This window comes from Achromobacter spanius, assembly GCF_039673305.1.
Classification (GTDB): domain Bacteria; phylum Pseudomonadota; class Gammaproteobacteria; order Burkholderiales; family Burkholderiaceae_B; genus Achromobacter; species Achromobacter spanius_F.
Map to the genome: position 1 here is coordinate 1 of NZ_JBDJLJ010000065.1, position 13838 is coordinate 13838.

The window sequence follows — 13838 nt, forward strand, 5'->3', positions numbered from 1 at the left end:
ACTGGGTGGCCCAGGGCCAACCCCATATCTGGCTTCCCTATGCCCAGATGAAGACGGCCACGCCGCCCCTGCCCGTGGTCCGCAGCCACGGCGCCCGGCTGGAACTGGCCGACGGCCGCAGCCTGGTCGACGGCGTGGCGTCCTGGTGGACCGCCTGCCACGGCTACAACCATCCGCATATCGCCCAGGCCGTGCGCGCGCAGCTGGAGGCCATGCCGCACGTGATGTTCGGCGGGCTGACCCATGAACCCGCGCTGACGCTGGCCCGCCGGCTGGCCGGGCTGCTGGGGCCGGGCCTGGACCGCGTCTTCTATACGGATTCCGGCTCGGTGGCGGTGGAAGTCGCCATGAAGATGGCGCTGCAGTTCTGGCTGAACCAGGGCGAACGCGGCCGCACCCGGTTCCTGGCCTTCCGGGGCGGCTATCACGGCGACACCTTCGGCACCATGGCGGTCTGCGATCCGGAAGAGGGCATGCACAGCCTGTTCAACGGCATGCTGGCCGGCCACGACATCGTCGGCCTGCCGCGCGACGAGGCTGCGCTGGCCGAACTGGACGCCTGGCTGGACACCCGCGCGCCGCAACTGGCGGGCATCCTGGTGGAGCCGCTGGTCCAGGGCGCCGGCGGCATGCTGCTGCACGACCCCGAAGTCCTGCGCCGCCTGCGTCGCCTGGCGGACAAGCATGGCCTGCTGCTGATCTTCGATGAAATCTTCACCGGCTTCGGGCGGACCGGGTCCATGTTCGCCTTCGAACAGGCGGGCATCCGGCCCGACATCATCACCTTGTCCAAGGCGCTGACCGGCGGCACCCTGCCGCTGGCGGCCACGGTGGCCAGCGACCGGGTGTTCCAGGCGTTCTGGTCGGACGACCCCGCCCAGGCGCTGATGCACGGCCCCACTTTCATGGGCAATGCGCTGGCCTGCGCGGCGGCCAACGCCTCGCTCGACCTGTTCGAGACGCAGCCCCGGCTGGCGCAGGCGCAGGCCATTGCGGCCGCCCTGGCGGCGGGGCTGGAACCCTGCCGGGACCTGCCCTGGGTGCGCGACGTGCGCGTGCTGGGGGCGATCGGCGTGGTCGAGCTGGACGGCATCGCGGACCGCGAAGCCCTGAAGCGGCGCCTGGTCGAGGCCGGCGTCTGGGTCCGTCCCTTCGGCAACGTGGTCTACCTGACGCCCGCGCTGACCATCTCGGAAGAAGACCTGGCCGTCCTGACCGGCGCCGTCGCGGGCGTGCTGCGCCGCCAGCGCCCCTGAACCCGAAGGCCGGCACCGACCGTTGGCACACGTTGCCCCGGCAAACCGCGCAAGACGCCTTGATTCAGATCAAGGCGTCCCGGCCGGGTGCTGATTACCATCGGCGCATGCGAGCAAAATCGATTTTCGCCGTTCCCGCCAGCCTGCCCGATGCCGACCGCCAACAGCGCCGCCACGCGCTGGTGCGCCTGTCGCTGGCCTGGCTGGCGATGATGCAGGTCATGATGTTCGCGTGGCCCGGCTACCTGCGCCACGAAGGCATGCCCGCCGACGCGCTGGAAACCCTGGACTGGGCCATCGTCCTGATGAACTGGGCCAGCTTCGCGCTGACCGTGCCCGTGGTGCTGTATTCGGCCTGGCCCATCTGGCGCCATGCCGGCGACAACCTGCGCCACGGCCGCGCCGGCATGGACGTGCCGGTGGCGCTGGGCATCGTGGCCGCCTTCATTCCCAGCGTGCACGCCACCTACACCGGCCGGGGCGAAGTCTATTTCGATTCGGTCACGATGTTCGTCGCCTTCCTGCTGACCGCGCGCTACCTGGAACTGTGCGCCCGCCAGTCCTTCGGCGGCGCCGCCGGCGGCCGGCGCCACGCGCTCGTTGAAGCGCAGCGCCTGCAGCTGGGCGCCCGCGCCGACCGCCTGGCGTCCCGTTTCGTCATGATCCAGGTTGCGCTGGCGCTGGCCGCCGCGGCCGGCTGGGCCTACCTCGATCCCGCCCACAGCATTCCCGTCATGGTGGCGCTGCTGGTCATGAGCTGTCCGTGCGCCATGTCGATGGCGGTGCCCACGGCCATGGCCTCCGCCCACTCGGCGCTGGCGGCCCATCCCGACATGCCTGACGCCGCGCTCGACGCGCTGCTGGACGAGGCCCGGCGCAAGGCGCGCCAAAACCTGTACGGTTCGCTGGTCTGGCATCTGCTGATGACGCCGCTGGCCCTGGTCGGCTGGGTCACCCCCTGGCTGGCCGCGATCACCATGCTGGTGTCGTCGCTGGCGGTGGCCTACAACTCGTGGCGGCTGCGCCGCCGCGACTGGTCGGGCGAAGTGCCGGCCGGCGGTGCGCTGGAGGCCGCGCCATGACCATCCTGTACCTGCTGCTGCCCCTGTCGCTGCTGTTCGTGCTGGTTATCGGGGTGTCGCTGTGGTGGGCCGTTTTCAACGGCCAGTACGACGACACCGACAACGCCGGATTGGCCATCCTGCGCGACGACGACAGCGGCCCCGCGAGCCGCCGCTGAGCTGCGCCGCCAGAGCGCGGCACGGTCTTTTTTCGGCCCAAAGCCCCTGAAGCTGTTGTGGTTACGCCGCTAAGTCCAAGGCGTCGCACCCCTGTTGATCCAAATCAACGCCGACTCGTGTGACTAGTCCCATCATCGAAGCCTGGAAGTTCTTGTTACTTTAGGGGAAGGGTGATGAACGATTGCGCCGCAATCGCAAGCAAGGCCGATACCTTCAACTACAAGGTCGTGAGGCAGTTCGCGATCATGACTGTAGTCTGGGGCATTGTCGGCATGGCTGTGGGCGTTTTTCTGGCCGCACAGCTGATTTGGCCTCAGTTGAACTTTGACACCGCATGGCTCAGCTACGGCCGCCTGCGCCCGCTGCACACCAACGCCGTGATTTTCGCCTTCGGCGGCAGCGCTCTTTTCGCGACCTCCTACTACGTCGTCCAGCGCACCTGTCAGGCGCGCCTGTTCTGCGACAAGCTGGCCGCTTTCACGTTCTGGGGCTGGCAGATCGTCATCGTCGGCGCCGCCATCACCTTGCCTATGGGCTTCACCAGCAGCAAGGAATACGCGGAACTGGAATGGCCCATCGACATCCTGATCACCCTGGTCTGGGTCGCCTACGCCATCGTGTTCTTCGGCACGATCATCAAGCGCCGCTCCAAGCACATCTACGTGGCCAACTGGTTCTTCGGCTCGTACATCCTCACCATCGCCATCCTGCACATCTTCAATAACATCGAGATGCCGGTGACGCTGTGGAAGTCCTATTCCGCCTATTCGGGCGTGCAGGACGCCATGGTGCAGTGGTGGTACGGCCACAACGCGGTGGGCTTCTTCCTGACCACCAGCTTCCTGGGCATGATGTATTACTTCGTGCCCAAGCAGGCCGGCCGCCCCATCTACTCGTACCGCCTGTCCATCGTCCACTTCTGGGCGCTGGCCTTCACGTACATGTGGGCGGGCCCGCACCACCTGCTGTACACCTCGCTGCCCGACTGGACCCAGTCGCTGGGCATGACCTTCTCGCTGATCCTGCTGGCGCCTTCGTGGGGCGGCATGATCAACGGCATCATGACCCTGCAGGGCGCCTGGTACAAGCTGCGCACCGATCCCATCCTGAAGTTCATGGTCACCGCGCTGTCGTTCTACGGCATGTCCACCTTCGAAGGCTCGATGATGTCGATCCGCACGGTGAACGCGCTGTCGCACTACACGGACTGGACCATCGGCCACGTGCACTCCGGCGCGCTGGGCTGGGTCGCCATGATCTCCTTCGGCTCGCTCTACTACCTGATCCCGCGCCTGTACGGCCGCGAAAAGATGTACAGCGTCAAGGCCATCGAACTGCACTTCTGGATCGCGACCATCGGCGTGGTGCTGTACATCGCCGCCATGTGGATCGCCGGCGTGCAGCAGGGCCTGATGTGGCGCGACACCGCTCCCGACGGCACCCTGGTCTACAGCTTCGTCGAGGAACTGAAGACGCGCGTCCCGTACTACCTGATCCGTTTTCTGGGTGGAACCTTGTTCTTGTGCGGCGTATTCGTCATGGCCTGGAACGTGTGGAAGACGGTGAGCGGCGCACAGCCGGTCAACCCCGCCATTCCGCAGGACGATCCCCATGCCGCCCGCCAGCCGGTCCCCGCGACCGCCGTGCCGGCTACCGTTTGACGAGGACATCATGGCCAACAAGAATCACGGCTTCTTTTCCCACCAGACCCTTGAGAAGAACATCGGCTGGATGATCATCGCCAGCATCCTGGTGGTGTCCTTCGCGGGCCTGGTCCAGATCGTTCCGCTGTTCTTCCAGCACAGCACCACCCAGCCCGTGGCGGGCGTCGAACCCTACAGCCCGCTGCGGCTGATGGGCCGCGACGTCTACATCCGCGAAGGCTGCGTGGGCTGTCACTCGCAGCAGGTGCGGGTGCTGGCTGCCGAAGTCCAGCGCTACGGCTCGTACTCGGTCGCCTCCGAGTCCGTCTTCGACCATCCCTTCCTGTGGGGATCCAAGCGCACCGGTCCCGACCTGGCGCGCGTGGGCGAACGCTACTCCGACGACTGGCACCGCATCCACCTGCGCGATCCGCGCAAGGTCGTGCCTGAATCCAACATGCCGGCCTACCCGTGGCTGGAAAAGACGGTCATCACCGGCCAGAACGTGGATCAGCGCATGCGCGCCCTGCGGGCGCTGGGCGTGCCGTACACCGACGAAGACATCGCCGCCGCGCCCAAGGCCATCGAGGGCAAGACGGAAGAAGACGCGCTGGTGGCGTATCTGCAGGGCCTGGGCGTCGGCGTGCGCAAGGCGCAGCAGGCCGAAGCCGCCAAGAAGGCCGAGGCCGCCAAGAAGGCCCAGCAGTCCGCCGTCCAGCCCGCGCAAGCGGCAACGGGAGGCTGATCATGGTGGGCTACCTGAGCGCGATCGTCACCGCCATCTCGATGGCAACCTTTTTCGGCATCGTCTGGTGGGCCTGCTCGCGCGGCCGCCAGAGCGCCAACCGCGAATCGGCCATGCTGCCGTTCGCACTGCCCGATGAATTCGGTCAGGCACAACAAGATGGAGCGAATCGGTCATGAGCGATTTCGTCAATGGCTTCTGGGGGTATTTCATCTCGATCGTCGCCGTGGGCGGGGTGGTCTGGTGCGTGTGGCTGCTGTACACGCAGCGCCGCTGGCTCAGCGCCAAGCCGGCCAGCGGCCAGGTCGAGGACACCGGCCACGTCTGGGACGGCGACCTGACCGAGCTCAACAACCCGGTCCCCACCTGGTGGACGTGGATGTACCTGCTGGCGTGCGCGTTCGCGCTGGGCTACCTGTTCCTGATGCCCGGCCTGGGCCAGTACAAGGGCAAGCTCGGCTACAGCAGCACCGAGGAAGTGGCGCAGCAGCAGGCCAAGATGGCCGAGGCCGTGCGCCCGATCTACGCGCGCTTCGAAACCATGACGGTGCCGCAGATCGCGCTGGACCCGGGTGCCCGTGAAATCGGCCAGCGCCTGTTCCTGAACACCTGCGCGCAGTGCCACGGTTCCGACGCCAAGGGCGCGCCCAGCTTTCCCAACCTGACGGACGGCGACTGGCTGCACGGCGGTTCCCCCGAAACCATCATGCAGACCATCAAGGAAGGCCGCCATGGCGTGATGCCGCCCTGGAAGGACGCCATCGATCCCAAGATGGCCGGCGACATCGCGCAGTACGTGCGTTCGCTGTCGGGCCTGACGGCCGATCCGGTGCGCGTCTTCCGCGGCAAGCGCGACTTCGGCAACTTCTGCGTCGCCTGTCACGGCGTCGACGGCAAGGGCAACCAGCTCATGGGCGCGCCGAACCTGACGGACGACGTCTGGCTGTACGGCAGTTCGGAAGCGACGATCGTCAAGACGATCCTCGAAGGCCGCGACAACCGCATGCCGGCGCATGAGCACATCCTGAGCCCCGAGCAGATCAAGATCCTGACCGCCTGGGTGTGGGGCCTGTCGAACAAGCCGGAAGCACCGAAGCAGGCCGCCGCGGCGCCCGCCGAGCCGAACGCGGCCAAGTAACCGCATCGAAGCATGTACGTGGGGGTCCGCGGCGCGGCCCCCCATATCACTGGAAATTACAGTACGGAGCAGCAAATGGAAGATGGGTCAACCGCAAGCGTCGGCAATTCGCCTGGCGGTGACCCGCCGCCCTGGCGGCCGCACACGCGGCCGCCGCGTCCCGGCCAGGAAACCCTGGAACAGACGCTGGCGGGGGTGCGCAGCAAGATCTATCCGCGATCCGTCAGTGGCATCTTCGCCCGCTGGCGCATCGCGTTCGTCTTTATCACCCAGATCATTTTCTACGGCCTGCCGTGGCTGCAATGGAACGGGCGCCAGGCGGTGCTGTTCGACCTGGGCGCGCGCAAGTTCTATCTGTTCGGCCTGGTGCTGTGGCCGCAGGACGTCGTCTACCTGGCGGTCCTGCTGGTCATTTCGGCGCTGGCGCTGTTCCTGTTCACGGCGGTGGCCGGGCGCCTGTTCTGCGGCTACGCCTGTCCCCAGACCGTCTACACCGAAATCTTCATGTGGATCGAGCGCAAGGTCGAAGGCGACCGCATCGCGCGCATCCGCCTGGACGAGTCGCCCTGGACCCTGCGCAAGCTGCGCCTGAAATTCACCAAGCACTTCCTGTGGATCGCGCTGGCATGGTGGACCGGTTCCACCTTCATCGGCTATTTCGCGCCCATCCGCGAACTCGGCCACGAGCTGTTCGCGCTGCAGCTGGGGCCGTGGCAGTGGTTCTGGATGCTGTTCTACGGCTTTGCCACCTGGGGCAACGCCGGCTTCATGCGCGAATCGGTGTGCAAGTACATGTGCCCCTACGCCCGCTTCCAGAGCGTGATGGTGGACCCGGACACCTTCGTGGTCACCTACGACAAGCGCCGCGGCGATCCGCGAGGCAGCCGCTCGCGCAAGGTCGACCACAAGGCGGCGGGCCTGGGCGACTGCGTCGACTGCAGCCTGTGCGTGCAGGTCTGTCCCACGGGCATCGACATCCGCGAAGGCCTGCAGTACATGTGCATCGGCTGCGGCGCCTGCATCGACGCCTGTGAACAGGTGATGGACAAGATGCAGTACGAGCCGGGCCTGATCCGCTATACATCCGAGCGCGCCATGCTGGACGGGCTGTCGACCAAGAGCGCGCGGTCGCATCTGCTGCGTCCGCGCGTCCTGATCTACGGCGCGCTGATCCTGCTGCTGGCGGTGGCCTTCGTGGTGTCGCTGGCGGTGCGCAATCCCCTGCGCGTCGACGTCATCCGCGACCGCGGCGTGCTGGGGCGCGAGGTCGCCGGCGGCCTGATCGAAAACGTCTACCGCCTGCAGATCATCAACACTTCCGACGTGCCGATGCGCCTGCGCCTGTCGGCGGACGGCATGCCCGACCTGGCGGTGCTGGCCGGCCAGCAAGGGTCCGATGTGGTCGAAGTGGAGGCCGCCGCCAACAAGCTGGTGCCCATGGTCATCCGCGCCCCGGCGGGCGCCGCGCCGGGCGCCCATCCCATCACGCTGCGCGCGCGCGGCCTGGACGGCGAAAACCGCCAGGTCGAGACCGACGAAGCAGCAAGTTTCTACGTGCCCGACTAGGGATGCCCAAGCCTTTCAATGCCCCTGGCACACCAAGGATACCGACATGAACACCGCGCAAATCGCAGTCAATTCCGCCCACCCCGCCAAGCCCTGGTACCGCGAGCCCTGGCCCTGGATTCTGATGGCCGGCCCCTTCGCCGCCATGGTAGGCTGCTTCATCACGATTTACTTCGCGGTGACGCAGTTCGGCAACCAGCCCATCCAGGACGGCGTCGTCAAGCGCGGACTGGTCATCGAACAGGCCGCGGCCAAAGCCGGCGAGGTCTCGGGGTCGTTGAACGCCGTCGCCGCGCCCGCCAAACCTTGACCGGGGGAGTGTACGCATGGGATTGCGATCGCTGATGTGGATCCTGTGGCCGTCGTTTCTGGCCGCCGCCGCCGCAAGCGCACTGATTTTCGCCTTGATAGACCCGCTGGACATCGCCATCTTCGGGCATGTGCCTTCGGGGCGGACGGGCTTCTATACCGTGTCTTTCTTCGTGTTGTGGCTGATGGCGGGCCTGTCCAGCGCCCTGACGGCCTACCTGATGCCGAAGGTGGAAGAGGACGAGGACTTCTGAGGCTCAGGCCTTTTTGACGAACTCGGACTTCAGGCTCATGGGGCCGAAGCCGTCGATCTTGCAGTCGATGTCGTGGTCGCTGTCGACAAGGCGTATCCCCTTGACCTTGGTTCCCATCTTGATCACGCCGCCCGACCCCTTGAGCTTGAGGTCCTTGATGACGGTGACGGTGTCGCCGTCCTGCAGGACGTTGCCGGCCGAATCGCGGTAGACCTTGGCCGCGTCGTCGGAGGCGGCTTCGGCCTGCGCCGGCCATTCATGCGCGCATTCCGGACAGACGAAGAGCGAACCGTCTTCGTAGGTGTAGGCCGACTGGCATTGGGGGCAGGAGGGCAGTGCGCTCACGATTGAACCTCAGGAAGACAGCGCTGATCGCGCAACGCGCAAGTATACGTTGCCGCACCCCTGGAAAACGCGCGCAAAGGCCTTGAATAAGGCCGTTTTCGCGCTGCGGGCGCGCATCGCCGTCACGTCTGGTCGCCGTGCAGCAGGCTCACGAAATCCCGCGCCGGCGCGCTGAGCGGGCGGTCCCTGGGCACGATGCTGCCGAAGGCCGTCAAGGTCTGCCGGATCTGGTACGGAAGGATCGCCAACAGGCCATGCGCCGCGTACCGGCTGGCCACGGATTCGGGAATCACGCCCAGCATCGTGGACTTCATCGCCAGGTTCGTCGTGGTCAGGATGGACGAAGATTCGATCAGCCCTTTGGGCGTTGTCGCATTGTGTGAATGAAACTCCTGTTCGATCACCTCGCGCATCGGGCTGCCGTGCGGCTGCAGCACCCACGGATAGGCCTGCATGGCCTTGAAATCGACGCGTTTGCGGCGCGCCAGCGGATGGTCCATCGCGGCGATCACCGACAGCGCCTCGTCGCCGATCGGCCGGAAGCGGTAATGGCGGTCCGATAGCGTCAGCATGCGCCCGATCACGACATCGAGCTTGCCCTCGTTCATGCGCCCGATCAGCAGGTCGCTGGTGCCCGTGGAGATTTCCACGGACAGCAGCGGATAGATGCGCTTGAGCGCGAGGAGCGCGTCGGTCAGGTGGCCCGGCGACGCGGCCATGATGCTGCCGATAAACAGCTTGCCCGCGCTGCCCAGCCGCAATTCCTCCAGTTCGCGGGACAGCGACGAGACCGTTCCGCGCATGCCGCGGAAATATCCCATGACGCAATCGCCCGCGGCCGTCAGCGCCAGCCCGCGGCCCACGCGTTCGAACAGCGGCTGGCCGATGGCCAGCTCCAGCTCGTGCAGCATTTTGCTGGCGGCGGACTGGGTCATGTTCAGCTGGCCGGCGGCGGCGCGCAGGGTGCCGCGTTCCTCGATGGCGAGCAGCAGGACGATCTGCCGCATGCGCAGCCGGGACAGCAGGGCGGGGACGTTCGGAGTGCGTTCCATGATTGATCGCTTCAGGTGAACGGTTGGTGCAAAAGTTTCATTTTACGGAAACATAGCTTCTTTCTAAGATTGACCCATAAGAAATCCCCGCGCCGCGGGAAAAAATTGATCAATCAAGGAGACAACCATGAAGATCCGCGCAATTGCCGCGATGGCGGCGGGCGCCTTGTGCCTGTCGGTCCTGGCGCCGCAGGCGTCGGCGCAGGCCGCCGGCGCCGAATGGCCAACCAAGCCCCTGCGCCTGCTGGTGGGGTCCGCCCCGGGCGGCGGCACCGACGCCATGGCGCGCGCCGTGGCCGACAAGCTGGGGCCCCTGCTCAAGCAGACCGTCGTGGTCGAGAACAAGCCGGGCGCCTCCAATACGCTGGCCGCCGACCTGGCCGCCAAGTCCACGGACGGGCACACGATGGTGATGGGCGTGTCCACCGCGCACGCGATCGCGCCGCACCTGCTCAAGCTGGCCTACGACAACGACCGCGACCTGACGCCGGTGGTGTTCGTGGGCGCGGTGCCGAACATCCTGGTGGTGAACAACCAGGTGCCGGCAAAGTCGGTGCAGGAACTGATCGCGCTGCTCAAGAGCAAGCCGGGCGACTACAACTTCGCCAGCAGCGGCTCGGGCAGCACGCAGCACATCGCGGCCGAGTTGTTCAAGGACGCCACGGGCGTGCGGATGACGCACATCCCGTACCGCGGCAGCGGCCCGGCCATGGTGGACCTGATGGGCGGGCAGGTGCAGATCGCCTTCGAAACCGCGTCGTCCGTGATTCCGCACATCAAGAGCGGCAAGGTGCGCGCGCTGGCGGTGCTGAGCGCCAGGCGCAACGCCCAGTTGCCCGATGTGCCGACCATGGCCGAAGCCGGCGTGCCGGGCGTGGAGATGAGCGCCTGGTACGGCATCTACATGCCCAGCGCCACGCCCGCCGCGATCCAGGCGCGCATCCATGACGCCGTCAACGGCATTCTGGCGCTGCCGGACACGCAGGCGCGGCTGCTGGCGATCGGCGCCGACATCAACCCGATGAGCCAGGAGCAGTTCGCGCAGTTCCACAAGACCGAGAACCAGCGCTACGCCTCCATCATCAAGAAGAACAACATTTCCGTGGAATGACCGCAACATGACTACGCAGCACAAGCCCGTTGTCGCCCTGACCCTGGGCGATCCGGCCGGCATCGGCCCCGAACTCATCGCCCGGCTGCTGGCCATGCCGCAGGCGGCCCACCTGGCCAACATCGTGCTGGTGGGCGATGCGTGGCTGTGGCAGGAAGGCCAGCGCGTGGCGGGCGTACAGGTCCGGACACAGCCCGTGGACAGTTTCGAGGCCGTGCGCGGCCGGCCGGACGACGGCTTGCCCGCGTGGCTGGAGATGGACACCGTGAGCGCCGGCCAGGTGCGCGTCGGCCAGGCCCAGGCGCCGGGCGGCGCGTCCGTGCTGCGGGTGCTGGACGCCTGCATGGACGCGGCGCTGGCGGGACACATCGACGCCATCTGTTTCGCGCCGCTGAACAAACATGCGATGAAGCAGGGCGGCCTGCAGCATGGCGACGAGCTGCATCACTTCGCGCAGTACCTGGGCGTGACGGACTACTTCTGTGAATTCAATACCCTGGGCGACCTGTGGACGGCGCGCGTGTCCTCGCACATTCCGCTCAAGGATGCCGCGGCCGCGCTGAGCATCGACGGCATCAAGGCCGCCACGCGGCTGATCTACCGTTCGCTCCAGGCCAATGGCGTGCCGTCGCCGCGCGTCGCGGTGGCCGCGTTCAATCCGCACGGCGGGGACGGCGGCACCTGCGGCCGCGAAGAGGTGGACATCATCGAGCCCGCCGTGCGGCAACTGAACGAGGAGGGCCTGCCTGTGCAGGGGCCGTTCCCCGCCGACACCATCTTCCTGAAGGCGCAGGCGGGCGAATTCCAGGCCATCGTCACCATGTATCACGACCAGGGGCAGATCGCCATCAAGCTGCTGGGCTTTTCGCGCGGCGTGACGGTGCAGGGGGGGCTGCCCATCCCTATCGCCACCCCCGCGCATGGCACGGCCTACGACATCGCCGGCCAGGGCCGCGCGAACGTGCAAGCCACGTGGCAGGCATTCCAGATCGCCTGCCGCATGGGCGCTTCGACTTCAACCAGGAACCCGTCATGAAAATCAAATCCGTCCGCGCCCGCGTCTTTGAGTGGACCGGCAAGACCGTGCCGCCGCAAGGCAACTTCTGCTCCAACGCCATGGACCTGCTGTATTCGAAGCAGGAAACCATGAGCACCTTCCGCTTCCACGGCTGGACCGTGGTCGAAGTGGAGACGGACGACGGCATCGTGGGCCTGGGCAACGTGGCGCTCGCGCCGCGCGTGGCCAAGGCCATCATCGACCAGTATCTGGCGCCGCTCGTCATCGGACAGGATCCCTGGGACTACGAATACCTGTGGCAGCGCATGTATCGGTCGACGCACGCCTGGGGCCGCAAGGGCGTGACCATGGCCGCGATCTCGGCGGTTGACCTGGCCATCTGGGACATCCTGGGCAAGTCGGTGAACAAGCCCGTGTTCAAGCTGCTGGGCGGGCGCACCAAGGAAAAGATCCCCGTCTACTACTCGAAGCTGTACCGCACCGACCTGAAAGCCATGCAGGAAGAGGCCCAGACCTATCTGGACCAGGGCTTCACCGCGTTCAAGATGCGCTTTGGCTACGGGCCGGCGCACCTGCAGAAGGGCGTCTCGGAAAACCTGAAGTCCGTGGAGGCCGTGCGCGAGGTCATCGGGTACGACACCGACCTGATGCTCGAATGCTACATGGGCTGGAACCTGGAGTACGCCAAGCGCATCCTGCCAAAGCTGGAAAAATTCGAGCCGCGCTGGCTGGAGGAACCCGTCATCGCGGACGACATCGACGGCTACGCGGAACTGAACCAGCTGACGTCCATTCCGATTTCGGGCGGCGAGCACGAATTCTCGCTCTATGGCTTCAAGCAGCTGCTGGACCGCAAAGCGGTGTCGGTGGTGCAGTACGACACCAACCGCGTGGGCGGCATCACGGCGGCGCACAAGATCAATGCCCTGTGCGAGGCCTACAGCGTGCCGGTCGTTCCGCACGCCGGCCAGATGCACAACTACCATCTCACGATGAGCACGCTGGCTTCGCCCATGAGCGAATACTTCCCGATGTTCGACGTGGAGGTCGGCAACGAGCTGTTCTACTACATTTTCGATGGCGAGCCGGTGGCCAGGGAAGGCTTCATCGACCTGGACGACAGCAAGCCGGGCCTGGGGCTGACGCTCAAGACCGACTACCTCAACGACTTCAACATCATCGAATAGGCCCGCCATGACGACAGCCCAGACGCCGCGCTACCGCGGCATATTCCCGGTGGTTCCCACCCCGTTCACGGAGTCCGGCGAACTGGACCTGCCCAGCCAGAAACGGGCGGTCGATTTCATGATCGATTCCGGCGTCGACGGCCTGTGCATCCTGGCCAACTTCTCCGAGCAGTTCGTGCTGTCGGACGACGAGCGCGAGATACTGACGCGGACGATCCTGGAGCATGTGGCCGGCCGCGTGCCGGTCATCGTGACCACCACGCACTTCGGCACCCGGGTCTGCGCCGCCCGCAGCCGGCGGGCGCAGGAGCTGGGCGCGGCCATGCTGATGATCATGCCGCCCTATCACGGCGCCACGATCCGGGTGCCCGAGGAGCACGTGACGGGCTTTTTCCAGCGCGTCTCGGACGCGGTGGACATCCCCATCATGATCCAGGATGCGCCCGTGGCGGGGACGCCGATGTCCGCCGCGCTGCTGGCGCGCATGGCGCGCGAGATCGAGCACGTGTCGTACTTCAAGATCGAGACCGCCGGCGCGGCCACCAAGCTGCGCGACCTGATCGCGCTGGGCGGCGCGGCGGTGGAGGGGCCCTGGGACGGCGAAGAGGCCATCACGCTGCTGCCCGACCTGGACGCGGGGGCCACCGGTTCGATGACGGGCGGCGGCTTTGCCGACGGCATCCGCCCGATCATCGAGGCGCACCGCGCCGGCCGGCGCGACGACGCCTACCGGCTATACGAACGCTGGCTGCCGCTGATCAACTACGAAAACCGCCAGGGCGGCATCCTGACCGCCAAGGCGCTGATGAAGGCGGGCGGCGTGATCGCCTGCGACGCGCCGCGGCACCCGTTCCCGCCGATGCGCGACGAAGTGCGCCAGGGCCTGCTGGAAACGGCCCGGCGTCTGGATCCGCTGGTGCTGCGCTGGGCGCGTTAATCCCCGAAATCCAAACACACCGTTCCGCCAGGCTGA

General features: G+C 66.5%; 16 protein-coding genes. 14 read left to right on the forward strand and 2 right to left on the reverse strand.

Annotated elements, in window-relative coordinates; genetic code table 11:
• The 10 genes from ABE485_RS27525 to ABE485_RS27570 all read left to right on the forward strand — a co-directional run.
• On the forward strand, positions 1-1256 hold a 1256-nt coding region (locus ABE485_RS27525), incomplete at its 5' end, for an adenosylmethionine--8-amino-7-oxononanoate transaminase (protein ID WP_346518430.1).
• Between the two features lie 107 nt (positions 1257-1363).
• The gene (locus ABE485_RS27530) at positions 1364-2338 is read left to right on the forward strand and encodes a hypothetical protein (RefSeq protein WP_346518431.1); all 975 of its coding nucleotides are present in this window, start codon (positions 1364-1366) and stop codon (positions 2336-2338) included.
• Positions 2335-2496, forward strand: a complete 162-nt coding sequence (gene ccoS, locus ABE485_RS27535; protein WP_346518432.1) for a cbb3-type cytochrome oxidase assembly protein CcoS — start codon at positions 2335-2337, stop codon at positions 2494-2496. Before ABE485_RS27530 ends, ccoS begins: the two co-directional genes overlap by 4 nt.
• A gap of 174 nt (positions 2497-2670) precedes the next feature.
• A complete protein-coding gene (gene ccoN, locus ABE485_RS27540) occupies positions 2671-4158 on the forward strand; it encodes a cytochrome-c oxidase, cbb3-type subunit I (protein WP_346518433.1) in 1488 nt (495 codons plus the stop codon).
• 10 nt (positions 4159-4168) lie between these two features.
• The gene (gene ccoO / locus ABE485_RS27545) at positions 4169-4885 is read left to right on the forward strand and encodes a cytochrome-c oxidase, cbb3-type subunit II (protein WP_346518434.1); all 717 of its coding nucleotides are present in this window, start codon (positions 4169-4171) and stop codon (positions 4883-4885) included.
• Positions 4886-4887: 2 nt separating this feature from the next.
• Positions 4888-5064, forward strand: coding sequence for a cbb3-type cytochrome oxidase subunit 3 (locus ABE485_RS27550; RefSeq protein ID WP_006225697.1), 177 nt, complete (start codon positions 4888-4890; stop codon positions 5062-5064).
• Positions 5061-6023: a cytochrome-c oxidase, cbb3-type subunit III gene (ccoP, locus tag ABE485_RS27555; protein ID WP_346518435.1), complete on the forward strand. Its 963-nt coding sequence runs from the start codon at positions 5061-5063 to the stop codon at positions 6021-6023. Before ABE485_RS27550 ends, ccoP begins: the two co-directional genes overlap by 4 nt.
• Before the next feature lie 75 nt (positions 6024-6098).
• On the forward strand, positions 6099-7589 hold the full coding sequence (gene ccoG / locus ABE485_RS27560) for a cytochrome c oxidase accessory protein CcoG (protein WP_346518436.1): 1491 nt from the start codon (positions 6099-6101) through the stop codon (positions 7587-7589).
• Between the two features lie 46 nt (positions 7590-7635).
• A complete protein-coding gene (locus tag ABE485_RS27565; protein ID WP_346518437.1) occupies positions 7636-7899 on the forward strand; it encodes a FixH family protein in 264 nt (87 codons plus the stop codon).
• Positions 7900-7915: 16 nt separating this feature from the next.
• On the forward strand, positions 7916-8152 hold the full coding sequence (locus tag ABE485_RS27570; RefSeq protein WP_346518438.1) for a hypothetical protein: 237 nt from the start codon (positions 7916-7918) through the stop codon (positions 8150-8152).
• Positions 8153-8155: 3 nt separating this feature from the next.
• Here the strand turns inward: ABE485_RS27570 and ABE485_RS27575 are convergent, their stop codons facing one another.
• Entirely contained in the window at positions 8156-8497 is a 342-nt protein-coding gene (locus tag ABE485_RS27575; protein WP_346518439.1) for a zinc ribbon domain-containing protein YjdM, read from the reverse strand.
• A gap of 122 nt (positions 8498-8619) precedes the next feature.
• Positions 8620-9549, reverse strand: coding sequence for a LysR family transcriptional regulator (locus ABE485_RS27580; protein WP_346518440.1), 930 nt, complete (start codon positions 9547-9549; stop codon positions 8620-8622).
• 127 nt (positions 9550-9676) lie between these two features.
• On the opposite strand from ABE485_RS27580, the gene ABE485_RS27585 reads away from it, so the two are divergent.
• From ABE485_RS27585 to ABE485_RS27600, 4 genes are read left to right on the forward strand one after another with little or no spacing between them, the layout of a single operon-like run.
• Complete coding sequence (locus tag ABE485_RS27585; RefSeq protein ID WP_346518441.1) at positions 9677-10660, forward strand: Bug family tripartite tricarboxylate transporter substrate binding protein; 984 nt, start codon at positions 9677-9679, stop codon at positions 10658-10660.
• A gap of 7 nt (positions 10661-10667) precedes the next feature.
• Positions 10668-11696, forward strand: a complete 1029-nt coding sequence (locus ABE485_RS27590) for a 4-hydroxythreonine-4-phosphate dehydrogenase PdxA (RefSeq protein WP_346518442.1) — start codon at positions 10668-10670, stop codon at positions 11694-11696.
• Positions 11693-12865, forward strand: coding sequence for an L-rhamnonate dehydratase (locus ABE485_RS27595; RefSeq protein ID WP_346518443.1), 1173 nt, complete (start codon positions 11693-11695; stop codon positions 12863-12865). Before ABE485_RS27590 ends, ABE485_RS27595 begins: the two co-directional genes overlap by 4 nt.
• 7 nt (positions 12866-12872) lie before the next feature.
• A complete protein-coding gene (locus ABE485_RS27600; protein WP_346518444.1) occupies positions 12873-13802 on the forward strand; it encodes a dihydrodipicolinate synthase family protein in 930 nt (309 codons plus the stop codon).
• The last annotated feature ends 36 nt before the right edge of the window (positions 13803-13838 follow it).